Consider the following 24,967-nt stretch of genomic DNA (forward strand, 5'->3'; position numbering starts at 1 on the left):
GCCGGCCTGGGCCGACACGATATGATCCACCGTATGTAGCGAATCATCAACGGGTGTTATGCTGGATAAGAAAAAAGCGAAGTCAAATCAATGACTTCGCTTAAGCTGATTACAAAATCAAAAAGAGATCTATCCTAGAACGGAATATCATCGTCCATCTCGTCGAACCCACCGCCGGCAGGCGCGCTGGGCCGGCTTGCACCGCCGCCCGCACCCTGGCGTGCGCCACCCGACGCGCGCCCGCCACCGGCGCCGCCGCCTTCGCCCCGCGAATACCCACCCGATGCGCCGCCGCCGAAGTCATCGCCACCGCTGCCACCACCACCTGAGCCGCCACGGCCGCCCAGCAACTGCATGCTATCCGCGACGATTTCGGTCGAGTAACGGTCCTGGCCGCTCTGATCCTGCCATTTGCGGGTACGGATACGCCCTTCGACGTACACCGGCGAGCCCTTCTTCAAGTATTCGGCGGCGATCTCCGCCAAGCGGCCGAAGAACACCACGCGGTGCCACTCGGTCAGTTCCTTGAATTCGCCCGATGCCTTGTCTTTGTATCGGTCCGTCGTTGCCAGACGAATGTTGGTCACCGCATCGCCGCTTGGCAGGTAGCGCGTTTCCGGGTCGGCGCCGAGATTGCCGACAAGAATCACTTTGTTGACGGATGCCATATGCCTTTCTCCAGTTTGATTCGATACGCGTTACATGAGGCGTCGGATGCGCGGTCAATGCGCGCCGCGGCTGCCCGCTGGCGACGGCACCCTCATCGGGGCCGCGATTATAAGCCAAGCGAACACCAGCACGGAACAGGCCAGGAATACCGACGCATCACCATGCAGCTTGAGCAGCCAGCCGCCCATCACGCCACCCAGCGCGAGCCCAAGCGCCTGCGTCGTGTTATAGACGCCCATCGCGGCGCCCTTGCGCGTGCCCGGCGCGAGCTTCGATACCATCGACGGCTGCGACGCTTCCAGCACGTTGAACCCGGTAAAGTAAACGAGCAGGATGGCGGCTACCGCCATCATCGCATGGCCGACCTGGGACAGCGCAAGCTGGCCGATCAGAATAGCAACGATGCCCGAGAGCATCACGGCCTTCATCTGGCCCCGCTTCTCGGCCGCAATAATCGCCGGCACCATCAGCACGAACGCCAGTGCCATGACCGGCAGATAAACCTTCCAGTGCGACGCGACCGGCAGCCCGGCGCCGACCAGGATCCGCGGCACGACGACGAACAGCGCGGTCTGCGTCGCGTGTAGCGCGAACACGCCGAAGTTCATCCGCAGCAGTTCGCGGTGATGCAGCACCTCAGCGAACGGCGCCTTGACGTGCACCGGCGGTGACGCCGGATCGGGCACGATCCACAGCACCACTGCGATTGCTAACATCGATAGTACGCCGATCGCCGCGAATAGCCCACTCATGCCGATCACCGCATACAGCACCGGCGCGCCGACAATGGCCACCGCAAACGAGACGCCAATGCTGCCGCCGACCATCGCCATCGCCTTCGTGCGATGATGCTCGCGGGTCAGGTCGGCGATCAGCGCGAGCACGGCCGACGAAATCGCACCCGCGCCTTGCAGCGCGCGGCCGACGATGATCCAGTGGATCGTGTCCGCGAGCGCGGCCACTGCGGCCCCGAGCGCGAAGATCACTAACCCGGCAACGATCACCGGCTTGCGCCCGATGCGGTCGGATAACCATCCGTAGAAAATATACAACGCTGCCTGCGTCACGCCGTAGACGCCCAGCGCGATACCGACGAGCACCGTGTCGTCGCCGCCCGGAATCGTGTGGGCATAGACGGAGAACACCGGCATGATCATGAACAAACCGAGCATGCGCAACGCGAAAACCGACGCAAGTGAGACGGTCGCGCGCAACTCCGGCGCGCTCATTCGGGAAGAAGAAGCGGACGACGTGGACATCGAGGTGAATTCCCGTCCATGCATGCACCCTGACCGGGTGTCAGACCTGCCCGTTGGGCGCTGGTACGGCGGTGAGGAAAAGTCGTTATAGTAGCAGGTTTGGCAGCAACGCCAGCGAAGCCGGCACCATCGCTCAATGGAAGAGATCCGCATCCGTGGGGCCCGCACCCACAACCTGAAAAACGTCAACCTTGATCTGCCGCGTCACAAGCTGATCGTGGTCACGGGGTTGTCGGGTTCCGGCAAGTCGTCGCTCGCCTTTGACACGCTGTACGCGGAGGGGCAACGACGTTATGTCGAGAGCCTGTCCGCGTATGCGCGACAGTTCCTGCAGTTGATGGAGAAGCCGGATGTCGACCTGATCGAGGGTCTGTCGCCGGCCATCTCGATCGAGCAGAAGGCGACGTCGCACAACCCGCGCTCCACGGTCGGCACCGTCACCGAAATCCACGATTACCTGCGACTATTGTACGCACGGGTGGGCACGCCGTACTGCCCGGATCACAGCATCGCACTGCAGGCACAAAGCGTGTCACAGATGGTCGACGCCGCGCTGGCCCTGCCCGAGGACACGAAGCTGATGATTCTCGCACCGGTCGTGGTCAACCGTAAGGGCGAGCACGCTGAGCTATTCGAGCAGATGCAGGCGCAGGGCTTCATCCGCTTCCGAGTGCGCTCCGGTGGCGGCACCGCGCACGAAGGCGCCGCGCAAATCCATGACGTCGACGCGCTGCCTAAGCTGAAAAAGAACGACAAACATACGATCGACGTCGTCGTGGACCGGCTCAAGGTGCGCCCAGACACGAAGCAACGGCTCGCGGAGTCGTTTGAGACCGCGCTGCGGCTCGCCGACGACCGTGCGATCGCGCTGGAGATGGACAGCCACACCGAGCATCTGTTTAGCTCGAAGTTCGCGTGCCCGGTCTGCTCCTACTCACTGCAGGAACTCGAGCCACGGCTGTTCTCATTCAACAATCCAATGGGCGCATGCCCGGAATGCGACGGCCTGGGGCAAATCACCTTCTTCGACCCGAAGCGAGTGGTCGCACATCCGTCGCTGTCGCTGGCCGCCGGCGCAGTGAAGGGCTGGGACCGGCGCAACCAGTTCTATTTCCAAATGCTGCAAAGCCTGGCGGCATTCTACGAGTTCGACATCGAAACAGCATTCGAGGACCTGCCCGAGGCGGTGCGCCAGTCCGTACTGTACGGTTCCGGCGAACAGCTCATCCCATTCTCGTACATGAATGAGCGCGGTCGCGCGTCGGTACGCGAGCATCCGTTCGAAGGCATCATCCGCAATTTGGAGCGCCGCTATCGGGAAACCGATTCGGCGGCGGTGCGCGAGGAACTGGCCAAGTATCAGAACAACCAGGCGTGCCCCGCATGCGAGGGCACCCGGCTGCGGCGTGAGGCACGCCATGTGAAGATCGGCCCCGACGGCAACGCGCGGGCGATCTTCGAGGTGAGCGGCTGGCCGCTGCGCGACGCGCTAGGTTACTTCCAGACGCTGAAGCTGGACGGTGCCAAGCGCGAAATCGCTGACAAAGTGGTCAAGGAAATCATCGCACGCCTGATGTTCCTGAACAACGTCGGGCTCGATTATCTGTCGCTGGAGCGCAGCGCGGACACGCTGTCCGGCGGCGAGGCGCAGCGCATCCGCCTCGCGTCGCAGATTGGCTCAGGCCTGACCGGCGTGATGTATGTGCTCGACGAGCCGTCGATCGGGCTGCATCAGCGCGACAACGACCGGTTGATCGGGACATTGAAGCACCTGCGCGATCTAGGCAACTCCGTCATCGTCGTGGAGCATGACGAGGACATGATCCGGATGGCCGATTATGTGGTGGACATGGGCCCGGGCGCCGGCGAGCACGGCGGCATGGTGGTCGCACGCGGCACGCCGCAGCAAATCGAGAACGACGCCGCCTCGGTTACCGGCCAGTATCTTTGTGGCGCGCGGCGGATCGCGGTACCACAGCAGCGGCGCGCACCGGACGAGCGCCGACTGCGGATTGTGCAGGCCTGCGGCAACAACCTGAAGCATGTGACGCTGGACCTGCCGATAGGCCTGCTCACCTGCGTGACCGGTGTATCGGGCTCGGGCAAGTCCACGCTAATCAATGACACGCTGTACCATGCGGTCGCGCACCATTTGTACGGCTCGGCGGCCGAGCCCGCCCCGCACGAGGCCATCGACGGACTGGAGCATTTTGACAAGGTAATCAACGTCGATCAGTCGCCGATCGGCCGTACGCCGCGCTCGAACCCGGCCACCTACACCGGCCTGTTCACGCCGATCCGGGAGTTGTTCGCCGGCGTGCCGGCGGCCAAGGAGCGCGGCTATGATCCGGGACGATTTTCGTTCAACGTCAAGGGTGGGCGCTGCGAGTCGTGCCAGGGAGACGGCGTGCTGAAAGTGGAGATGCACTTTTTACCCGATGTCTACGTGCCATGCGACGTGTGCCACGGCAAGCGATACAACCGGGAGACGCTCGAAATCCAGTACAAAGGCTGCAGCATCAGCGAAGTGCTCGACATGACAGTCGAACACGCGTATGAGTTCTTCCGCGCGGTGCCGGTGGTGGCGCGCAAGCTCAAAACGCTGCTCGACGTGGGGCTCGGCTACATCCGGCTGGGCCAGTCCGCGACCACATTGTCCGGCGGCGAAGCACAACGAATCAAGCTTTCGCTGGAACTGAGCAAGCGCGACACGGGTCGCACGCTTTATATCCTGGATGAGCCGACGACGGGCTTGCACTTCCACGATATCGCGCTGCTGCTGGAAGTCATTCACCGATTACGCGATCATGGCAATACGGTTGTCATCATCGAGCATAATCTTGACGTGATCAAGACGGCGGATTGGGTCATCGACCTCGGACCGGAGGGGGGCGCCGGCGGTGGTCAAATCATCGCGCAGGGCACGCCGGAACACGTGGCACAATCAAAGGCAAGCTTTACCGGCAAGTACCTGGCGCCCCTGCTCGGCGCACGCCAGACGCGGGCCTAACGCATGCGCCAACGCCCGTGCGGACAAATAGTAGTAACGAGGATTGGGGATGGCAACAGAATATGAAGCGGCGCGCCCGAGCGATGGCGACGACGGATGCGGCTCGGCGCAGGGGCCACGTCCGGTGCAGCCGCTTTCGGCGCGCAACGTGACTCCACCGGGCCCTGCGTCGTTGTCCCGGCTCGCGCCGGTGGATATCGCCAGCTACCTATTCATGATCGCCGCGATGGTGCTAGTCATCGAGCTGAAACTGCTCGGCGCGCTGCTGGCGGGGCTACTCGTTTATCAGGTCGTGCACCAAATCTCGCCGCGCCTGGAGCGTCATCTGTCCAGCCAGCGCGCGCGGTGGTTCGCGGTCGTGTTCGTCGCCTGCGCGGTGGTCGCCGTCTTCACCGGCATCTCGTTGGGCATCGCACAGCATCTAGAAAAGCACGTCACCAGCATGCAAGCGCTGTTCGAGCAGGTGATGCGGTTCTTTGATCAGGAGCGTGCGCGGCTTCCGGCTTGGGCGTTGACGTATCTGCCGAGCAACGCCGCCGAGATTGAATCGAAGATTACTGTCTTGCTGCACTCGCACGCGACGCAGCTGCAGGAGGGCGGCAAGACGGCGATGCGCGGCATCACGCACGTGCTGCTCGGCATGATTCTCGGCGCGATCGTGGCCGTCGGCGCGCAGCATCACGCAACTCGCGCGCCGCTGTCCGCAGCGCTGGTTACGCGGGTGTCGCGCTTCGCCGACGCGTTTCGGCGGATCGTGTTCGCGCAGATCAAGATTTCAGCGGTCAATGCGTTCTTCACTGGCCTCTACCTGCTTGTCGCACTGCCGCTGTTCCATTCGCGGCTACCGCTGTCCAAGACGCTGGTGATCTTCACGTTTGTGGTTGGCCTGTTGCCGGTGGTCGGCAACCTAATCTCGAACACCGTGATCGTGCTAATCTCGCTGGCTTCCGGGATCGGCGTCGCGATTTCGTCACTCGCGTTTCTGGTGGTAATCCACAAGCTCGAGTACTTCCTGAACGCGCGTATCGTCGGCGGCGAGATTGAGGCCAAGGCGTGGGAACTATTGATCGCGATGCTGGTGATGGAAGCGGCGTTTGGGTTGCTTGGCGTCATCGCGGCGCCCATCTTCTATGCCTACATCAAGCGTGAGTTGGTGCTCTCCAAGCTGATTTGAGCGCGCGGGCGGCGCACGCCGCTGCACCCAGCCCGCTCGCGGTGCACGACGCATTGGCCAGCGCCCGTGCTTCGTCAGCACCGATGTGCTGAGCGTGTCCGTGGGCGTTGCACTGAGTCAGCGAAATACCACGGTCTTCGTGTCGTTGAGCACGATGCGGTGCTCGACGTGCCACTTCACCGCCCGCGCAAGGGTCACGCATTCGACGTCCCGACCCACGGCCGTCAGTTCGTCGGGCGTCATGCTATGGTCGACGCGTTCGACTTCCTGCTCGATGATCGGACCTTCATCCAAATCCGTGGTCACGTAGTGCGCGGTGGCGCCGATCAGCTTCACACCGCGGTCAAACGCCTGGTAGTACGGTTTCGCCCCCTTAAAGCTGGGCAAAAACGAATGATGGATATTGATGGCCCGGCCGGCCAGCTTCTCGCACAGCTCGCCCGACAGAATTTGCATGTAACGCGCCAGCACGACAAGGTCCACGCCGTGGTGCTCGACCAACTCCAGGACGCGGGCTTCCTGTGCCGCCTTGGCCTGCGGCGTGCCGTCGGCCAGCGGTAGATAGTGGAATGGGATGTTGTAGCTCGCCGCGAGTTGGTAGAAGTCCTGGTGGTTCGACACGATCGCCGGGATCTCGATCGCAAGCTGACCGGTGCGGTAACGGAACAACAAGTCGTTCAGACAATGACCGATCTTGGACACCATGATCATCACGCGCGACTTGGCGTTCGCATCGTGCAATTCCCAGCGCATGCCGAATTGCTCGGCCAGCGTCGCAAAACTGGCGCGCAGCGCGTGTAGGCCGGGATCGCCGCCCACCTGCTGGAAGTGCACACGCATGAAGAACTCGCCGGTGCGACTGTCGCCGAACTGTGCGGAATCTAGAATATTGCTGCCTCGCTCGAACAGGAATCCGGACACCGCATGCACGATGCCCGGCCGGTCGGCGCAGGCGAGTTTGAGAATGAAGCTGTGTTCGGTGGCCATGCCATCACCCCTTGTTTAATTCGTCACCGGGTAATACGGTTGGACAGGTCTGCCGGTGTCAGCCGACGCAGCGGCACTCAATCGCCGGGCGCCTGCAGCAGTACGTCGAAAGCGCCGCATTCGGCGGAATCGAGCCAGCCGCGGCGCAACAGGCAATCGAGCGTCGCCAGGCTCGCATCGACGGTCATCCGGCCAGCGCGAACCACGTCGAGCAATTGCATGCGCGATACCAGCCGGTGCTCGGCGACTTCCCCGTCGGTATTGCGCGGCGCGAAATCATCGGGCAGCAGCAGATCGTAGACGAACAGTTGCTCGGCCTGCGTGCCCTCGTCGATTTCCTGCAAAACGTGAATCGTGCGCCCCGCGCTGGCCGTGCGCACGAGCAACGCATCGACGCCGGATTCTTCGTACGCTTCCTTCACCAGCGTGTCGAACACCGGCAGCCCCCAGCCGATTCCGCCGCCAACCAGGCTGTCGAGCATGCCGGGATCGGTCGGCTTCGTGTCGCTGCGGCGCGCGATCCAGAAATACGGCTCATCGTCCGCGCCGCGCGGCGCAACCGGCGAGGCGGCTTTGCCGAGGCGCAGCGGCGGCACCTCGCGGTCGGGGCCCTCCACCACGCCGTTCAGATGGACGGCGTATGTCGTCGTGCCAAAGAAGCGCGACGCCGCGCGTTCAATGAATGCGAGCGGCGGATCGTCAAATGCATTGCGGATTGCATAGGTCTCGTTGCGCCATGCGCGAATCAAGCCGTGCGCGGCCAGCGCACCAATGACTGAGCCCAGTGCGGCGCTACGCGCCTGGACGGTATCGAATGCATCGGCCAGCATGACGCAGCGCTCGCTGATAATGAACACGTCCGGCCAGTGCGTGAGCCAACGCACGTCGCCCGCGCGGATCCAGCCGACCGGCTGCTCGCCGATCACGAATCGCAGATGCTGGTCGCGCCGGAAACGGCGCGCGGCGTCAATGCAGCCCCAAGTCATCGCCGATGCCCTTTGCGCGTAAAACCGACGATTCTACCGCGTCTTCCACTGCGCAACGCGGCAACCCGGGCGCCAGCGCAATGAAGGCGGCGCGCCCCTGCAACACGTTCCGCGAGAGCACTGACAGGTGGTCCAGGCCCGGCGCGACGGTGATTGCCACAGACGTGGCGACGAGCAGCGGCAATTCACGCATCGCCTCGCTCCAGCCAATGATGGCCGCAGCGGCTCAAAACGTGCACACGGTATAGAGCGGCGCCCCGGCATTGCGCAGCAGCGTTGAGCCTCCCAGCCCGGGCAGATCGATGATCGCTGCACACTCGACGACGCCTGCGCCGAGCCGCTCCAGCAGCGCGCGCCCGGCCATCATCGTGCCGCCCGTGGCGATCAAGTCGTCGATGAGCACGATGCGCTCACCCGGGCGGCATGCATCCGCGTGGACTTCGACCGTCGCCTCCCCATACTCGAGCGAGTAGGACGCTGACACAGTCGTGAACGGCAGTTTACCTTTCTTGCGGATCGGAATGAAACCCACGTTCAGCTCGTAAGCGAGGATCGGTCCGATGATGAATCCCCGCGCATCAAGCCCTGCGATGTAGTCTAGCCGCTGGTCGATATAGCGCTGCACGAACAGGTCGACCAGCACTCGCAGGCATTTCGCGTCCTGCAGCAGCGGCGTGATATCGCGAAATTGCACGCCAGGCCGCGGCCAGTCGGGCACAGTACGGATATGCTGGCGGATATAGGCGGCAGGGTCAGTCAGCACCGCCGGTGGCGGCGCAGCGCGCTCTTGCATGGTGGTCTCCCTTGCGGATCGGGCGCCGGGTGTTAAGCCCGCGCCGGGTTTATTCGGATGTCATTCGGCTGCGTGCCGCGCTAGGCCGGCTGCGTCGCCGCACCACGCCGCGCGCGCAGCAGCCGCTCCTCGGCCAGCGCGAGCGCGTCGGGCAAGCCGCGCAGCACGACGATGTCACGCGCGCGCAGTTTCGTGTCGCGATCGGGCTCGACACCTCGTATACCATGCCGGCGGATCGCGGTAACCTCGATGCCCATTTCGAACAACCCAAGCTCGTCCAGGCTCTGGCCAACCGCATCGGCACTTTCGTCGATCGACACCGATTGTAGCCTCACCTGCTCGATGCCGTCCTCATCCCGGTCGTCCGCGCCGTGGAAATAGCCGCGCAACAGGCTGTAGCGCTTGTCGCGCAATTGCTCGACGCGCCGCAACACGCGGCGCATCGGCACGCCGACCAGCACCAGCGTATGCGATGCGAGCATCAAACTGCCTTCCACGATCTCTGGGATCACCTCGGTCGCCCCCGCGGCCAGCAACCTGTCCAGGTCGGCGTCGTCCACCGTGCGCACGATCACCGGCAGGGTTGGCTCCAGCTCATGTATGTTATGCAACACCTTCAACGCCGAAGGCGTATTCGCATAGGTGATGGCGAGCGCCGCCGCTCGATGGATACCGGCGGCCAGCAGCGATTCCCAGCGCCCCGCGTCGCCGAACACGACCTGCTCGCCGGCCGTCGCCGCGGCGCTCACGCGGTCCGGATCCAAATCCAGCGCGACATACGACAGGCCCTCATGCTCGAGCATCCGCGCCAGGTTCTGCCCGCTGCGCCCGTAGCCGCAAATGATCACGTGCCCTTGCTGCTTGATGCTTTGCGTCACGATGCGCGTCATCTGCAGTGACTGCATTATCCATTCAGTCGAGGACAGGCGCAGCACGATCCGGTCCATCGCATTGATGACGAACGGCGCCGCCAGCATCGACAGCAACATCGCCGCCAGGATCATTTGCATCAGCTCGTCCGAAACCAGGCGTTGCTCACGGATCAGGTTCAGCAGCACGAAACCGAACTCGCCGGCCTGCGCGAGCGCAAGTCCAGTGCGCATCGCCACGCCGGGCATCGCGCCGAACAGGCGAGCTAGGCCGGTGACCAGCGCCGCCTTAAGCAGCAACGGACCGACCAAGAACAACAGCACCATCAGCGGGTGCTGCCATAGCACCCGCGGGTCGAACAACATGCCGGTAGTGATGAAAAACAAGCCCAGCAGCACGTCGCGAAACGGCTTAATGTCCTCCTCGACCTGATGCCGATAGGGCGTCTCGGAAATCAGCATGCCGGCAATAAACGCGCCGAGCGCCTGCGACAACCCAAACGTCTCAGTGATGAACGCAGCGCCCAGCGTCATCAACAACACATTCAGCATGAACAGTTCCTGCGAACGTCGCCGGACCACCACGTTGAACCAGCGAGTCATGAACCGCTGGCCGACAAGCAACAAGATCGTCAGCACCACGGCGGTCTTGATCGCAGCCCATCCGAGCGCGATCGCCAATCCCTTCGGATCGGCCCCGAGCGCGCCGATTACGAGTAGCAGCGGCACCACGGCCAGGTCCTGGAACAATAGGATGCCGAAGATGTTGCGCCCGTGCGCAGACTCGAGCTCGAGCCGTTCAGCGAGCAGCTTGCTGACGATCGCAGTCGAGGACATCGCCAGTGTGCCGCCGAACGCGACGCTCGCCTGCCAACTTATGTGCAGCCAGGCGCGCGTGGCCAGGCCGGCGAGCACGGCCAACGCGATTGTGGCCAATACCTGCGACAGGCCCAGCCCGAACACGATCGTGCGCATCGAGCGCAGCTTGGCGATCGAAAACTCCAGCCCGATCGAGAACATCAGGAACACTACGCCGAATTCGGCTAGGTACTGTACCCGCTCCGAATCGCTCACCATGCCCAGCGCATGGGGGCCAACGAGCATGCCCACGCTCAAGTAGCCGAGCATGGGCGGCAGGTTCAGCATGCGAAAGATCACGACCCCGGCCACCGCGGCCAGCAATAGAAAAAGCGTGAGTTGGAGCGGCGATGTCATGCGGGCCCTTGCGTCGGTCCTTTCAGTGGTCGGCATCGACGTAAGCAAAGCCGGGCGGTAGCGACCGGCGCACACACAGCAGCGCCCTCAACGCTTCGGGAGCCACGCCGCCGGGTGCGCCGCGAGCTAAATGCGCGTTTGCTATACTCCGCGCATGATAGCGAAAATCAATGGCGCCCGGGCATTGCAGCTGGCGCAGCATGTGCTCGACATCGAGGCAGAGGCCATCCGGGGCCTAAGTACGCGCCTGAACGGCGAGTTTGTCGTCGCGGTGGAAATGTTGCTGGCCTGCAAGGGGCGCGTGGTGGTCTCCGGCATCGGCAAGTCAGGCCATATTGCGCGCAAGCTGGCGGCCACGCTGGCGAGCACCGGCACACCCGCGTTCTTCGTCCATCCGGCTGAGGCGAGCCACGGCGACCTGGGCATGGTCACTGCCGACGACGTGTTCATCGGTTTGTCCAACTCCGGCGAATCGGAGGAGTTGATTGAGATCCTGCCGCTCATCAAGCGGCTCGGCGCAAAATTGATTGCGGTGACTGGCCGGCCGGAATCGAGCCTGGCCAAGCTGGCCGACGTGCACTTAAATGCGCGCGTGGAGAAGGAGGCATGCCCGCTGAACCTCGCGCCCACGGCCAGCACCACAGCCGCGCTCGCGCTTGGCGACGCACTGGCGGTGGCGGTGCTCGACGCGCGCGGCTTTTCCGCCGACGATTTTGCGCGCTCGCATCCGGGCGGCACATTGGGCCGGCGCCTGCTGACCTATGTGCGCGATGTGATGCGCACCGGCGACGAGGTGCCGCGCGTGACGCTGTGCGCGACGGTGCGGGACGCGTTGTTCGAGATCACCGCAAAACGGCTAGGCATGACTGCGATCGTGGACGGGAATTCGCGCGTGGAAGGCATCTTCACCGATGGTGATTTGCGCCGCGTGCTAGAGCATAAGGGTGACATCCTGGGCCTGCCGATCACCGACGTGATGACACACAAACCGCGCACGATCAGTGCCGGACAGCTAGCGGTCGAGGCCGTGGAACTGATGGAGCGATTCCGCATCAACCAGATGCTGGTCGTGGGCGCCGATGGCATGCTGATCGGCGCGCTGAACACACACGACCTTTTCTCTGCCAAAGTCATTTGATCCGACCATGGCCCTAACCGCAATCGAACGCGCCGCGCGCGTCAAGCTGATGATCTTTGACGTGGATGGCGTGCTAACCGACGGCACGTTGTACTTCACGCCGGACGGCGACGCAATGAAGGGCTTCAACTCGATGGACGGCCATGGGTTGAAGCTGCTCGAGCAGGCCGGCGTCGCGACCGCGATCATCACCGGGCGCCAGTCGAAGATCGTCGAATTGCGCGCGCGCGAGATCCGCGTGTCATATCTGTACCAGGGGATCAGCGACAAGCTCGTCGCGTTCGGCAAGTTGCTAGATGCCGCCGGCGTCACCGCCAACGAATGCGGGTACATGGGCGACGACTGGCCCGATCTGGCGGTCATGCTGCGCGTCGGTTTTGCCGCCGCGCCGGCGGGCGCGCACCCCGAGGTACGCAGTCGCGCGCACTGGATCGCCACCGCCCACGGCGGTCACGGCGCCGCTCGCGAAGTCATCGATACACTGCTGCGCGCGCAGGGCCGGTATGACGGTCTGCTCGCGGCGGCGTGCGCAGGCTGAGCGATGCGCGAGATGCACGTGTCCGCCTGGTTGCCGCTCGTGATCATGGCGGTGCTCGCCGCCGGTACGTACTGGCTGCTGCAAAATACGCTACCGCGCCCGTCGCAGGGGGTATCGGCGGACAAGGCGCATACGCCGGACTATTTCGCCGACCACTTCTCGATTTCAATGCTGGACGAAAGTGGCGTGACGCAGTACCGGATCGCGGCTGCGTCGATGGTCCACTACGAGGACGATGCGGCGACGCATGCGACGCTGCCGGCAATCCGCGCGTTCGCGCCGGGCCAGCCGGTCGTCACTGCCACCGGCAAGCGCGCTGTCATTAATGCGGACGGCTCGATCGTGGACCTGTACGACGACGCGCGCATCGTGCGCGACGCAGGTCCGACCGATCCGCGGATGCAAGCCGACTCCGAGCACTTCCGCGTGCTGACCCACGACGACATCATCGAAACTGAAAAGCCGGTTAAACTACTGCGCGGCCTGTCCCAGATGACGGCCAATGGCATGATCTACAACAACGTGACCCGGGAAATGCGTCTGCTCGGCCAGGTACGCGGCATGATTGCCGCGTCCGACACGGCGGCGGGCGGACCGTTCGGTCAATGACGGGCACCTCTTTCTCGCACGACGCGCATGAACCCAATGTATGACCGCCCCGTGCCTGCGCGCACGCTGCATCCGAAGCGCTGCGCCGGGGCAAGCGGCGCCCGCACAGCGGGCGGGCGGATCGTGTCGACGCTGGCCGTCGCGCTTGCGCTGTCGCTGCCCGTCGCGCACGCCGAGCGCGCGGATCGCGACAAGCCGCTCAACATCGAAGCGGACAACATGACGTACGACGACCTCAAGCAGCTGACGGTCTTCACCGGCCACGTCGTCGCGACCAAAGGCACGATCCTGATCCGTGCAGACCGCGTAGAGGTCAAGCAAGATCCGCAAGGCTACCAGCACGCCACCGGCACCAGCAACGGCAACACGCCATCGTATTTCCGGCAGAAGCGCGACGGCATGAACGAATACATCGAAGGCAACGCGGTGCGCATCGACTACGACGGCAAGCAGGATCTGACGACGTTGACCACGCGCGCCGTCGTGCGGCGCCTGCAGGGGTTGTCCAAGCTCGTCGATGAAGTGCGCGGCAGTGTGATCACCTACGATGGCCAGAAGGACTTTTACACCGCGCAGTCGGGCAAGGATGTCGCGGGACCGGGCAATCCGAGCGGACGCGTGCGCGCGATGCTCACGCCCAGCACGGGAGGCGGCGCGCTGCCCCAACCGGCCAGCGACGTGACGCTGTCCCCCTCCACGACGCGGCAAGAAACGTCGCAGCCATGAACGCATCGGCTCTCTCCGTGTCCGCCCCGGCTGCGGCCAGCACGCTGTCGGTGCGCAATTTGCGCAAGCGTTACGGCGCGCGCACCGTCGTCAAGGACGTGTCGCTCGACGTGAAAAGCGGCGAAGTGGTTGGGCTGCTCGGACCGAACGGTGCCGGCAAGACGACCTCGTTCTACATGATCGTCGGACTGGTGCCGCTCGATGCCGGCGAGATTATGCTCGACGACACGTCGATTAGCCTGCTGCCGATCCACAAGCGCGCCCGGATGGGGTTGTCCTATCTGCCGCAGGAGGCGTCGGTATTCCGCAAGCTGTCCGTCAACGAGAACATCCGCGCGGTGCTGGAGCTGCAACTGGACGAGCGCGGCAAACCGCTGTCCAAGCAAGCGGTATCGGCGCGTGCCGACGCGTTGCTCGAGGAGCTGCAGATCGCGCACTTGCGCGACAATCCGGCGATGTCGCTGTCCGGCGGCGAGCGGCGCCGTGTCGAAATCGCGCGCGCGCTCGCCACCCGCCCCAGCTTTATCCTACTGGACGAGCCGTTTGCCGGCGTGGACCCGATCGCCGTGCTGGAAATCCAGAAGATTGTGCGCTTTTTGAAGGAGCGCGGCATCGGCGTGTTGATCACGGATCATAACGTGCGCGAGACACTCGGCATCTGCGACCACGCGTACATCATTAGCGATGGCAGCGTGCTCGCGGCCGGCGCGCCCAAGGAAATCATCGCGAACGAGAGCGTGCGCCGCGTGTACCTGGGCGAACATTTTCGTATGTAATGCCTTCACTGGGGCGGCTTCCGCCTCAGTCAGCATCGAGCTGGCGACGACGACGCGCCAGCGCTTGGCTCGCGCGCGCCGACTCGTTCCCCCATGCACAAAACGGGCCAACGTGTTTCCTCAAGGTTCCGCCGACGTGGCAAACTGTCTACAATGAAAAATAATTTGCCATGAAAGCAAGCCTCCAACTCCGTCTATCACAGCATCTGGCGCTGACTCCGCAATTGCAGCAGTCGATCCGGCTACTGCAGCTGTCGACGCTCGAATTGCAGCAGGAGGTCGCCACGGCGATCGCACAGAATCCCTTGCTGGAGAACGAGAACGACTGGATCGCGAGCCCGTTGCGGGTCGCCGCGGACGGCTCACTGGTGCCGTCGCAAAGCAGCGCGCTGCCCACCGGCATGGCCGAGGCGCCAGCACCGGTGCCCAGCGGCGTGAACGGCGAGCGCGCGCAAAGCGCGGAGCCGGCCGCCGTCGACGAATACGACGGCATGAGCAGCGACAGCGGCACCGACACGGCGTCGTGGAACCTAGACGACTATGTGCGCCCCGGTGGCACCTCCGACGACGACGACATGCCGCCGCTGCAGCTGCACGAATCCACGGTCAGCCTGCGCGAGCATTTGAGCACGCAGTTGCGCCTGACCCAGGCTAGCCCGCGCGACCGCGCGCTGGTCACGTTTTTGATCGAGTCGCTGGACGACGATGGCTACCTGAGCGCAAGTTGCGACGAAATCCTCGCCGATTTGCCGGCCGAGCTTGAGGTAGACGCCGATGAGCTGAACGCGGCGCTCGCGCTGCTGCACAGCTTCGATCCGGCAGGAGTCGGGGCGCGCTCAGCGTCCGAATGCCTGAAGCTGCAATTGTTGCGGCTGGAGCCGAGCGCCACGCGCACGCTGGCGCTGGAAATCGTGTCGAACTATCTAGAGTTGCTGGCGGCGCGCGACTTCACGCGTCTGCGCAAGCACCTGAAGGCCAGCGACGACGCGCTGCGCGACGCGCACGCACTGATCCGCTCGCTCGAGCCGTTCCCCGGCGCCGCGTACGGCAAGGCCGAGGCCGACTACGTGGTGCCGGACATCATCGTGAAGAAAACCTCGCAGGGATGGCAGGCGGAATTGAATCCCGAAGTCGTGCCGCGGCTGCGGGTCAACCACTTATACGCGAACATCCTGCGCAGCAACCGAGGCGACCCGAGCAGCGGTTCGTTGCGCCAGCAACTGCAGGAAGCGCGCTGGTTGATCAAGAACATCCAGCAACGTTTCGACACGATTTTGCGCGTCGCACAAGCGATCGTCGAGCGTCAGCGCAGTTTTTTTGCGCATGGCGAGATCGCGATGCGCCCCTTGGTTTTACGAGAAATTGCTGATACGCTGGGCTTGCATGAGTCGACCGTATCGCGGGTCACGACTGGGAAGTACATGTTGACGCCCTTTGGGACGCTCGAGTTCAAGTACTTCTTTGGCTCGCATGTATCAACTGACACGGGGGGCGCGGCGTCATCGACCGCTATCCGCGCGCTTATCAAGCAACTGATAGGAGCCGAAGACCCAAAATCACCTCTTTCAGATAGCCGGATCGCTGAACTGCTGGCCGAACAAGGCTTCGTGGTCGCACGTCGAACTGTGGCGAAATATCGCGAAGCGCTGAAGATTCCAGCTGTTAGCATGCGTAAGTCGTTATAGCCTACTGTATGTTGCGGTGGGCGTTTACCGGCCGCGGCGCTTAGATAAGATATGGTCAGGAGCCGGCCGATATCGGCCCGCCACGCCTTTTCGTCAAGACGGGGTGCACGCCACAAGCGGGACGAGACTCGAGCGGCGCCGGATCATGCCTTTGCGCCAGCGGCTATTGAGCACGGAGAGGCAGCTATGAACCTGAAGATCAGTGGACACCACCTGGAAGTCACGCCCGCCCTACGCGAATATGTGGTCGCGAAGCTCGAACGAGTACTCAGGCATTTTGACCAGGTGATCGATGGCACTGTGCTACTGGCCGTGGACAATCACAAGGAAAAGGAAAAACGGCAAAGGGTGGAGGTCAACCTGCACCTGAAGGGCAAGGACATCTTTGTCGAGAGCGCGAATGGCGATCTGTACGCGGCGATCGACATGCTGATCGACAAACTCGACCGTCAGGTACTGCGGTACAAGGACCGGCTGCAAGGTCACCAGCACGAGGCGATCAAGTACGTGCCTGTTCCCGAGCAACCGGCATCCTGAGCGCGGCTCGGATCCGCGTTAGCCAAGCCGCCCGCCGCTGGGCGGCTTTTTCGTTACCCGCACGCGTTGTATCGCGTTGGCCGAACCTGCGTTTGCGCGTTGCACTATGCGCAACTCGCTTGATCTATAATATTTTGGTTACCATAGTTGACCCCTATAAAATCATCAGCCGGAAAGCGTTTGCCGTGAGTCGTCGCGCGGCCCCCGGTGCTGGCCGACAGCCCGTGCGCGATACAACTGCTTTTCGCCTGTCCATATGAATCGTCTAGCTAAAATCCTGCCAATTGAGAATGTCGTGCTGGGTCTGTCCGTTACCAGCAAGAAGCGGGTTTTTGAACAAGCCGGCCTGATCTTCGAAAATCAAAATGGCATTGCCCGCAGCGTCGTCACCGATAACCTGTTTGCGCGCGAACGGCTCGGCTCGACCGGTCTGGGCGAAGGCGTGGCGATCCCGCATGGGCGCATCAAGGGGCTGAAGCAGCCGCTGGCGGCATTCGTGCGGCTTGCCGAACCGATTCCGTTCGAGTCGCCGGACGGGCAGCCGGTCCAATTGCTGATCTTCCTGCTTGTGCCAGAACAGGCAACGCAGCAACATCTCGAAATCCTGTCCGAGATCGCACAATTATTGTCGGACCGGCACGCGCGCGAGAGCCTGTCCACTGAGCCGGACCGTGACGCGCTGCACCAACTGCTGACTCAGTGGCAACCCTGATCCCCGCGACGCGTGCGTTTCCAACACAATGGATTCAGGCGCATGCGCACCGCACCGCGATGAGCCGCGCCGCGCGACGCAACCCGAGAAGGCCACCATGGATACGTCCAGCATCAACGCGCAAAGCATCTTCGACGACAACGCCGCTTCGCTGAAGCTGAGTTGGCTGACGGGCCATGAAGGCTGGGACCGCGGTTTCTCGACAGAAACCGTCGCCAATGCGACCTCCAGCGCCGACCTGGTCGGCCACTTGAACCTGATCCATCCGAACCGGATCCAGGTGCTGGGCGAAGCCGAGGTCAACTACTACCAGCGGCAAAGCGATGAGGATCGCTCGCGCAACATGGCCGAGCTGATCGCCCTTGAACCGCCGTTCCTGGTCGTAGCCGGCGGCGTAGCGGCGCCGCCGGAGTTGGTGCTTCGCTGCACGCGCTCCTCGACACCGCTGTTCACCACGCCAATGTCCGCCGCCGCCGTGATCGACAGCCTGCGGCTGTACATGTCGCGTATCCTTGCGCCGCGCGCAACGCTGCATGGCGTGTTCCTTGACATCCTCGGCATGGGGGTGCTGTTGACTGGCGACTCGGGACTCGGCAAGAGCGAGCTGGGGCTGGAGTTAATCAGCCGCGGCCATGGGCTGGTCGCGGACGATGCGGTCGACTTCGTGCGGCTCGGCCCAGATTTCGTCGAAGGCCGCTGCCCGCCGCTGCTGCAGAACCTGCTGGAGGTGCGTGGCCTCGGGCTGCTCGACATTAAGACGATTTTCGGCGAAACCGCGGTGCGTCGAAAAATGAAACTCAAGCTGATCGTGCAACTGGTGCGCCGCCCCGACGGCGAATTCCAACGCCTGCCCCTAGAAAGTCAGACGGTTGACGTACTGGGCTTGCCGATCAGCAAAGTTACGATCCAGGTTGCGGCCGGCCGCAACCTCGCCGTGCTGGTCGAAGCTGCCGTGCGCAACACGATTCTGCAATTGCGCGGCATCGATACGTTACGCGATTTTATGGAGCGCCAGCGGCTCGCGATGCAGGATCCGGACGGACAATTTCCAGGCAAGCTGATCTGAAGCGGCCCGAAGCGCTGCGGCGCTGCTATGATGAAACGCATGAACCCTGACTTGATGCGAATCATCCTGATCACCGGCATGTCCGGGTCCGGCAAATCGGTGGCACTCGCGGCGCTCGAGGATGCCGGCTACTACTGCGTCGACAATCTGCCGCCACGGTTTCTGCCGGAACTCGTGGCATTCCTGTCCCGGGAGGGCCAGGCGCGGCTCGGCGTCGCGATCGACGCGCGCTCGGCGCGCTCGCTAGACGAAATGCCGGAAATCATCCGTGAACTCGGCCGCACCCACGACGTTCGCGTGCTGTTCTTGAATGCGAGCACGCAAGCACTGATCCAGCGGTTCTCCGAGACGCGCCGCAAGCACCCGCTATCCGCGTCAATGGCGAACGACACGCTCGATGGCACGCAGACTTCGCTGGCCGATGCGATCGAGCACGAACGAGAGCTGGTGGCCAATCTAGCGGAATTTGGGCACCAGATCGACACCAGCAGCCTGCGCGCGAACACGCTGCGCGCCTGGGTCAAGCAGTTCATCGAACACGACCACAGCGGTCTCGCGCTGATGTTCCAGTCGTTCGGCTTCAAGCGTGGCATTCCGCTGGACGCCGATCTGGTATTTGACGTGCGGACCCTGCCTAACCCCTATTACGACCGGGAACTGCGGCCGCTGACGGGACTCGATCCGCCGGTGATCGACTTTCTTGCCGCCACGCCGCTGGTCGGCGCGATGATCGACGATATCGCCGAGTACCTATCCAAGTGGTTGCCGCATTTCCGCAACGACAATCGCGCGTACTTGACCGTGGCGATCGGCTGCACCGGCGGGCAGCATCGCTCCGTCTACATTGCCGAGGCACTCGCCGCGCGCTTCGCAAGCGACGCAAACGTGCTGGTGCGGCATCGCGAGATCGCCGGCGTGCACGGTGGCAGCGCGCCGTTTGCCAGCACATCGGCCCGAGCGCCCGGCTAGCCGCGCCAACCGAGCACGAAACGTATGCCAACCGTCCCATCCGATACCCTTGCCGAGCTGCCTCTGTTCCCGTTGCGCACGGTGCTGTTTCCTGGTGGCCTGTTGCCGTTGAAGGTGTTCGAAGCCCGCTACCAGGACATGACCCGCGACTGCCTGCGCAATCAGGCGCCGTTTGGCGTATGCCTGCTCAAGAGCGGCAGCGAGGTGATCCAGCCGGATGATCCGCCGGTGCCCGAATCGATCGGCTGCCTGGCCGAAATCGTTGATTGCGACGTGGAGCGTTTTGGCCTAATGCATATCCGCACCCGAGGCACGCGCCGCTTCCGGTTGTTGTCGCATCGGACCGAACCCGACGGCTTGCTGCGCGGCCAGGTGCAGTTGCTGCCCGAGGATCGCCCGCTAAGCGGCGACGAGCGCATCGCGAAGTTCGGCGCGTGCGCAGAGGTGCTTGAGCGGATCGTCGCCACGCTGTCCGAGCGTGACCTGGGCAATTTGCCCTTCATCGAGCCGTACGCGTTCGACGATCCGAGCTGGGTCTCCAACCGGCTCGCCGAGGTCCTGCCGATCTCCGCGCGCGCGCGGCAAAAACTGATGGAAGTCCTCGATGCCGGCGCGCGGATCGACGTCGTGCATCACTACATGCTGCAGCACCAACTGCTGTAGCCCAGGCTACAACAACGTTCCGTCCAGCGCATTGAGCAGCTTGCGCACCGGCGCGGGTAGGCCATAGTCGCCGATGGCATCCAGCCGCACCCATGCAGTGTCCGCCTGCGCGTCGCGCACGGCAGCCCGCGGCTCACCCACCAGTTGCGCGAGCCGCGGCTCAATTTCGAGGCGAAAATGCGTGAACGTGTGTGCCAGCGGAGCAAGTGGCGCCAGTACAACCGGCGCACCGCCGAGTTGCGCCGCGCGCGCGGCGAGCCCGTCCACGTCCGGCGCCTCGGGCAAGCTCCAGAGCCCACCCCAAATACCCAACGGCGGGCGTTTCTCGAGCAGCACCTGATCGGCACTGCGCAGCACCAGCATCATCGTGCGGCGCGTCGGCACAGCCTTCCTGGGCCTGGCGGCCGGCAGTTCGCGTTGCCGGCCCGTCAGGTTGGCCACGCATGCGTGTGCGAACGGGCAGCGACCGCAATCAGGCCGGCTGCGTACGCACAGCGTCGCCCCCAAGTCCATCAGTCCTTGCGTATACGCCACAATGGGCTCGACCGGTGCGCCATCGCGCTGACGTACGTCACCTGATGCGTCATTGGATGCCTCACCGGACGCCTCGTCGGATACCTCATCCGCCGGCAACAACGACTCGGCCAGCGCCCACATCGCGGTCTCCACGCGCTTGTCGCCCGGAAAGCCGTCAATCCCGAAAATCCGCGCGAGCACGCGCTTGACATTGCCGTCTAGTATCGGCGAGCGCACGCCGAACGAGAATGCAGCAATGGCCGCCGCCGTCGAGCGGCCAATTCCCGGCAGCGCCGCAAGTTGCTCCACGGTCTGCGGGAACGCGCCGCCATACTGCTGGACGACGACCTGCGCGCACCGGTGCAGATTGCGCGCGCGAGTGTAGTACCCCAGTCCACTCCATAGCGCCATCACGTCGTCAGCCGCGGCAGCCGCCAATGCGTGAACGTGCGGAAAGCGTGCGAGGAACCTCGAATAATACGGAATCACCGTCGAGACCTGCGTCTGCTGCAGCATGATCTCGGACAGCCAGACTCGATACGGGTCCCGGCTGCGCTGCCACGGCAACTCGTGCCGCCCATGCGTGCGCTGCCATGCAATCAGGCGCGGCGCGAAATCAGCGGGTTCTATGTTGGCCTCCAAGGAATCGATTCAGCGCTGACAGCGCGTACAGTAATAGGTCGAGCGCTGCCCTTGCACGATGTGCCGGATCGGCACACCGCAGGCATGGCAAGGCCGGCCGGCCCGATCATAGACGAAATAGTCGAGTTGAAAATAACCGCTCTCGCCGTGGCTGCCGACGAAGTCGCGCAACGTACTGCCACCCTTGTCGATTGCCGCCGCCAGTGTCGCGCGAATGGCGTCGGCCAGCAGTTCATAGCGCGGCAGCGACACGCGTCCCGCCGGCGTACTCGGCCGAATGCCGGCGCGAAACAGGCTCTCGGACGCATAGATGTTGCCCACGCCGACGACGATGTCGCCAGCCATCAGCGCCTGCTTGATCGACACCGTGCGCCCGCGCGTGCGACGATGCAGCAACGCGCCCGAAAATGCGCTCGAAAAAGGCTCGACGCCAAGACTGGCCAGCAATGGATGCTCGAGCACGTCGCCCGACGCGCGCGGGTGCCACAACACCGCACCGAAGCGGCGCGGGTCGCGAAAGCGCATCACGAACTCATCGAAGACCCAGTCGATATGATCGTGCCGGGCGGCGGGCGGCAACGCGGGCAGGTTGCGCAGCACGCGTAGCGTGCCGGTCATCCCCAGGTGCACAATGAGCCATCCGTCGTCCAGCTCGAACAGCAGGTACTTGCCACGCCGTTCCACTTTGTGGATCACGCGTTGCTCAAGCTCGCGCGCCAGCGTGGCCGGCACCGGCCAACGCAGCGCGAAATTGCGCACCTCGACGCGCTGCACGCGTCGTCCAGCGACATACGGTTCGATTCCGCGTCGCGTCACTTCAACTTCCGGCAGTTCTGGCATGTCTAACAGGCAGGCGGGTGGACACACCGTGGTCCACGCCCGCTATTGTAGCCACCGCGTTACAATCCATCGAAACATTGACTGGATTTCCATGAACCTGCTTCTTGCCAAGCTGCTCCACCGGGGCCCGGCGGCGGCCGCCGCGTTGCTCGCCGTCTCGCTCGTGCTCGCACGGCCCGCCGCCGCGCAGGACAACGACTCGCCGGAGTTGACCGATATCATCAGCACGCCAACACCCGATGAGCAGAAGGCGCTGCCGCGCCTGCCGCTGACCAGCCAGGTAGTCTACCAAGTGCTGGCCGCCGAGATCGCCCTGCAGCGCAACCAGCCCGCGCCGGCCTACCAAACTTACCTGGCATTGGCCCGCGACACGATGGACCCGCGCTTTGCGCAGCGCGCCACGGAAATCGCGCTGCTTGCGCAAAGCCCAGTTGACGCACTGAACGCGGCACAGCTGTGGCAACAGTACGCGCCCCAATCGGACCGTGCCGCGCAAATCGATGCCTCGCTGCTGGTGCTGGCTGGCAAGCCCGAGGAAGCCAAGCCGCTGCTGGAGCAGCAATTGGCGAAGGTCGCGCCGGATAATCGTGCCAATGCGCTAATCGGGCTGCAAATGCTGCTGGCGCGCGGCCCGAACCGCACCTCGGGCCTGCATGTGCTGCAGAATTTGTTGCGTCACGACATGGACAAGCCCGAGGCTAACTACGCGATCGCCCGGCAGCAGGCGCTTACGCAGGACCGCGATGGCGCGCGCCAATCGCTGCAAACCGCGTTGAAGGAAAAGCCCGACTTCCTGCCCGCGATGCTGCTGCTCGCGCAACTCGGCCCGCAGGATCGCGCGCAGGCCACGCAGCGGCTGTCGCAATACGTACGAAAGAATCCACAGGCGCGCGAGGCGCGGATGTCGCTCGCCCAGTTGTATCTGGCCGGCGACCGGCTGGACGACGCGAAGGTCGAGTTCGCGCGATTGGCCAATGACGGCAGCCACGACCTGCTGCCATTAATGGCGCTCGCGCTGATCGAGATCCAGCAGCGGCACTGGCCGAGCGCGAAGCAATATCTGCAACGGTACGTCGCGGCCGCGCAAAGCCAGCCAAACGCCGATCCGGGCCAGGCATACATCTATCTAGCGCAGATCGCGCTTGAGCAAAAGGATGATCAGGCGGCGTCGCAATGGCTGGACAAGATCCTCCCCGGCAGCACGCAACACCTGGCGGGACAAATCACGCGCGCGCAGCTCATCGCCCGCGACGGTAAAGTCGACGACGCGCGCTACCTGCTCGCCGGGCTCAAGGCGGCGACGCCGCGCGAAGCGGCACTGATCGCGCGCACCGACAGCGCGATTCTGTTCGACGCCAAGCGCTATGCTGAGGCCGAGGCGCGGCTCGCGCAAACGACTCAGGCGTTCCCGGACGATCCGGACCTGCTCTACGACTATGCGATGGCCGCCGAGCGCAACGGTCACTACGACGTAATGGAAAAGCAATTGCGCGATCTGATCCGGCTGCAACCGGACAATCCGCAAGCTTATAACGCACTCGGCTATTCGCTCGCGGAGCGCAACGAGCGGCTGGACGAAGCCAACAAGCTGATCGAGAAAGCATCGTCGCTGGCACCAAATGATGCGTTCATCATGGACAGCGTCGGCTGGATCAAGTATCGGCTCGGCGACAAGTCTGATGCGGTGAAGGTGCTGCGTCGCGCGTACGACTTGCAGCCGAACGCGGAGATCGGCGCGCATCTGGGCGAGGTGCTGTGGGAAAACGGTGATCGCGACCAGGCCCGCGCGGCGTGGCGCGACGCACGGAAACTGGAACCGCACAACGACACGCTGGTCAAGACGCTGAAACGTTTCCAGATCGACGACCTGTGATGAACCGAATTCCGCTACTGGCCGGCGTGCGCGCCCAGCCTGTTCGTTGTGTTTCGTCTGTTCGCCGCGTGTTGCGCGGCGTCGCTAGCGGCCCGCGGCAGCCGCGCGCCCTGCGCCACTGGTGTGGCGCGCTCGGGCTCGCTGCGCTGCTGGCCGCCTGTGCGACGCCACAGCGGCCCACTGTGCCCGTTGCCGGCACAGCAGGCGGCGCGCAGGCCAGGCAAACCGTGCACACGTACCATGGACGCTTCGCGGTCAGCTACGAGGACCAGAATGGGCAGCCGCGCAACGCGTACGGCAATTTCGATTGGCAGGAAACCGGCCAGACCGTCAAGCTGCAATTGCTCAGCCCGCTCGGTCAGACGCTGGCCATCATCGCGTCGGCGCCAGGATTGGCCACCCTCGAGTTGCCCAACAAGGCGCCACAGACGGCACCAAGCGTATTTGAGCTGATGCAGGACACGCTGGGCTTCTCACTGCCGCTCGAAGGGCTGCGCTACTGGTTGCAGTCATCCGTGTCGCCAGACTCGCGCGCGTTGACGTCGACCGACAGCGCCGGCCGCCTGAGCCGCGTCGAGCAGGACGGCTGGACGATTGAATACTTGGCGTACGCCGACGCGCCGGCAAGCCGCGTCAAGCGCGTGAACCTGACGCGGCAGGCGCCACCGCTGTCGGTCAAGCTCGTACTGGACCAATAAGCCGCGCACGGGCATGC

General features: G+C 63.8%; 25 protein-coding genes. 16 read left to right on the forward strand and 9 right to left on the reverse strand.

From position 1 onward, the window contains the following. Positions 1 to 134 precede the first annotated feature (134 nt). Positions 135 to 668 (reverse strand): single-stranded DNA-binding protein, encoded by a 534-nt coding sequence (locus KPG66_RS11330; protein ID WP_237070931.1) that lies wholly within the window; start codon positions 666 to 668, stop codon positions 135 to 137. A gap of 54 nt (positions 669 to 722) precedes the next feature. After that, positions 723 to 1,898 (reverse strand): MFS transporter, encoded by a 1,176-nt coding sequence (locus KPG66_RS11335; RefSeq protein ID WP_237071022.1) that lies wholly within the window; start codon positions 1,896 to 1,898, stop codon positions 723 to 725. On the opposite strand from KPG66_RS11335, the gene KPG66_RS11340 reads away from it, so the two are divergent. Genes KPG66_RS11340 through KPG66_RS11350 form a run of 3 tightly spaced genes read left to right on the forward strand, consistent with a single transcriptional unit; the run spans position 1,825 to position 6,112 of the window. Then, positions 1,825 to 2,019, forward strand: a complete 195-nt coding sequence (locus KPG66_RS11340; RefSeq protein WP_232509380.1) for a hypothetical protein — start codon at positions 1,825 to 1,827, stop codon at positions 2,017 to 2,019. The two genes, KPG66_RS11335 and KPG66_RS11340, sit on opposite strands and share 74 nt — an antisense overlap. A 45-nt stretch (positions 2,020 to 2,064) precedes the next feature. Then, entirely contained in the window at positions 2,065 to 4,938 is a 2,874-nt protein-coding gene (gene uvrA, locus KPG66_RS11345; RefSeq protein ID WP_237070932.1) for an excinuclease ABC subunit UvrA, read from the forward strand. A 43-nt stretch (positions 4,939 to 4,981) separates the two neighbouring features. Continuing rightward, positions 4,982 to 6,112: an AI-2E family transporter gene (locus KPG66_RS11350; RefSeq protein WP_442929431.1), complete on the forward strand. Its 1,131-nt coding sequence runs from the start codon at positions 4,982 to 4,984 to the stop codon at positions 6,110 to 6,112. Positions 6,113 to 6,229: 117 nt separating this feature from the next. Here KPG66_RS11350 and purU read toward each other — a convergent pair whose 3' ends face one another. The 5 genes from purU to KPG66_RS11375 form a co-directional block, all read right to left on the reverse strand. Next, complete coding sequence (gene purU / locus KPG66_RS11355) at positions 6,230 to 7,099, reverse strand: formyltetrahydrofolate deformylase (RefSeq protein ID WP_013436340.1); 870 nt, start codon at positions 7,097 to 7,099, stop codon at positions 6,230 to 6,232. Between the two features lie 77 nt (positions 7,100 to 7,176). After that, a complete protein-coding gene (locus KPG66_RS11360) occupies positions 7,177 to 8,085 on the reverse strand; it encodes an NUDIX hydrolase (protein WP_237070933.1) in 909 nt (302 codons plus the stop codon). Beyond that, positions 8,066 to 8,278, reverse strand: coding sequence for a hypothetical protein (locus KPG66_RS18020; protein WP_442929432.1), 213 nt, complete (start codon positions 8,276 to 8,278; stop codon positions 8,066 to 8,068). Before KPG66_RS18020 ends, KPG66_RS11360 begins: the two co-directional genes overlap by 20 nt. A 33-nt stretch (positions 8,279 to 8,311) precedes the next feature. After that, on the reverse strand, positions 8,312 to 8,878 hold the full coding sequence (locus KPG66_RS11370; protein WP_237070934.1) for an adenine phosphoribosyltransferase: 567 nt from the start codon (positions 8,876 to 8,878) through the stop codon (positions 8,312 to 8,314). An 80-nt stretch (positions 8,879 to 8,958) separates the two neighbouring features. Then, positions 8,959 to 10,962 carry a monovalent cation:proton antiporter family protein gene (locus KPG66_RS11375; protein ID WP_237070935.1) on the reverse strand — a complete coding sequence of 668 codons (2,004 nt, stop codon included), beginning with the start codon at positions 10,960 to 10,962 and terminating at the stop codon, positions 8,959 to 8,961. A 154-nt stretch (positions 10,963 to 11,116) separates the two neighbouring features. Between KPG66_RS11375 and KPG66_RS11380 the strand changes: the two genes are divergently transcribed. The 11 genes from KPG66_RS11380 to KPG66_RS11430 all read left to right on the forward strand — a co-directional run bounded on the left by KPG66_RS11380 (position 11,117) and on the right by KPG66_RS11430 (position 20,381). Continuing rightward, positions 11,117 to 12,100, forward strand: coding sequence for a KpsF/GutQ family sugar-phosphate isomerase (locus tag KPG66_RS11380; RefSeq protein ID WP_237070936.1), 984 nt, complete (start codon positions 11,117 to 11,119; stop codon positions 12,098 to 12,100). 7 nt (positions 12,101 to 12,107) lie between these two features. After that, a complete protein-coding gene (locus tag KPG66_RS11385; protein ID WP_013436347.1) occupies positions 12,108 to 12,638 on the forward strand; it encodes a KdsC family phosphatase in 531 nt (176 codons plus the stop codon). 3 nt (positions 12,639 to 12,641) lie between these two features. Then, the gene (gene lptC / locus KPG66_RS11390; protein ID WP_237070937.1) at positions 12,642 to 13,247 is read left to right on the forward strand and encodes an LPS export ABC transporter periplasmic protein LptC; all 606 of its coding nucleotides are present in this window, start codon (positions 12,642 to 12,644) and stop codon (positions 13,245 to 13,247) included. Positions 13,248 to 13,274: 27 nt separating this feature from the next. Next, entirely contained in the window at positions 13,275 to 13,973 is a 699-nt protein-coding gene (lptA, locus tag KPG66_RS11395) for a lipopolysaccharide transport periplasmic protein LptA (RefSeq protein ID WP_422392612.1), read from the forward strand. After that, the gene (gene lptB / locus KPG66_RS11400) at positions 13,970 to 14,749 is read left to right on the forward strand and encodes an LPS export ABC transporter ATP-binding protein (RefSeq protein ID WP_013436350.1); all 780 of its coding nucleotides are present in this window, start codon (positions 13,970 to 13,972) and stop codon (positions 14,747 to 14,749) included. Before lptA ends, lptB begins: the two co-directional genes overlap by 4 nt. A gap of 170 nt (positions 14,750 to 14,919) precedes the next feature. Further along, positions 14,920 to 16,434 (forward strand): RNA polymerase factor sigma-54, encoded by a 1,515-nt coding sequence (locus KPG66_RS11405; RefSeq protein WP_237070938.1) that lies wholly within the window; start codon positions 14,920 to 14,922, stop codon positions 16,432 to 16,434. 186 nt (positions 16,435 to 16,620) lie between these two features. Beyond that, positions 16,621 to 16,971 carry a ribosome hibernation-promoting factor, HPF/YfiA family gene (hpf, locus tag KPG66_RS11410; RefSeq protein ID WP_041753863.1) on the forward strand — a complete coding sequence of 117 codons (351 nt, stop codon included), beginning with the start codon at positions 16,621 to 16,623 and terminating at the stop codon, positions 16,969 to 16,971. Between the two features lie 256 nt (positions 16,972 to 17,227). Beyond that, positions 17,228 to 17,683 carry a PTS IIA-like nitrogen regulatory protein PtsN gene (ptsN, locus tag KPG66_RS11415; RefSeq protein ID WP_013436353.1) on the forward strand — a complete coding sequence of 152 codons (456 nt, stop codon included), beginning with the start codon at positions 17,228 to 17,230 and terminating at the stop codon, positions 17,681 to 17,683. Between the two features lie 97 nt (positions 17,684 to 17,780). Then, positions 17,781 to 18,749, forward strand: a complete 969-nt coding sequence (gene hprK / locus KPG66_RS11420) for an HPr(Ser) kinase/phosphatase (protein WP_041754506.1) — start codon at positions 17,781 to 17,783, stop codon at positions 18,747 to 18,749. 54 nt (positions 18,750 to 18,803) lie between these two features. Then, the gene (gene rapZ, locus KPG66_RS11425; protein ID WP_237071025.1) at positions 18,804 to 19,718 is read left to right on the forward strand and encodes an RNase adapter RapZ; all 915 of its coding nucleotides are present in this window, start codon (positions 18,804 to 18,806) and stop codon (positions 19,716 to 19,718) included. Positions 19,719 to 19,742: 24 nt separating this feature from the next. Continuing rightward, positions 19,743 to 20,381, forward strand: coding sequence for an LON peptidase substrate-binding domain-containing protein (locus tag KPG66_RS11430; protein WP_013436356.1), 639 nt, complete (start codon positions 19,743 to 19,745; stop codon positions 20,379 to 20,381). Between the two features lie 6 nt (positions 20,382 to 20,387). On the opposite strand, the gene KPG66_RS11435 is transcribed toward KPG66_RS11430, so the two are convergent. Beyond that, positions 20,388 to 21,464 (reverse strand): A/G-specific adenine glycosylase, encoded by a 1,077-nt coding sequence (locus tag KPG66_RS11435; RefSeq protein WP_013436357.1) that lies wholly within the window; start codon positions 21,462 to 21,464, stop codon positions 20,388 to 20,390. Positions 21,465 to 21,548: 84 nt separating this feature from the next. Continuing rightward, positions 21,549 to 22,379 (reverse strand): bifunctional DNA-formamidopyrimidine glycosylase/DNA-(apurinic or apyrimidinic site) lyase, encoded by an 831-nt coding sequence (gene mutM / locus KPG66_RS11440; protein ID WP_041753864.1) that lies wholly within the window; start codon positions 22,377 to 22,379, stop codon positions 21,549 to 21,551. Positions 22,380 to 22,470: 91 nt separating this feature from the next. Here mutM and KPG66_RS11445 point away from each other — a divergent pair, with 91 nt between their 5' ends. Continuing rightward, positions 22,471 to 24,252 (forward strand): tetratricopeptide repeat protein, encoded by a 1,782-nt coding sequence (locus tag KPG66_RS11445; protein WP_237070940.1) that lies wholly within the window; start codon positions 22,471 to 22,473, stop codon positions 24,250 to 24,252. Then, positions 24,252 to 24,950, forward strand: a complete 699-nt coding sequence (gene lolB / locus KPG66_RS11450; RefSeq protein ID WP_237070941.1) for a lipoprotein insertase outer membrane protein LolB — start codon at positions 24,252 to 24,254, stop codon at positions 24,948 to 24,950. Before KPG66_RS11445 ends, lolB begins: the two co-directional genes overlap by 1 nt. The last annotated feature ends 17 nt before the right edge of the window (positions 24,951 to 24,967 follow it).

Source organism: Mycetohabitans sp. B2 (assembly GCF_021733735.1).
Lineage (GTDB): Bacteria > Pseudomonadota > Gammaproteobacteria > Burkholderiales > Burkholderiaceae > Mycetohabitans > Mycetohabitans rhizoxinica.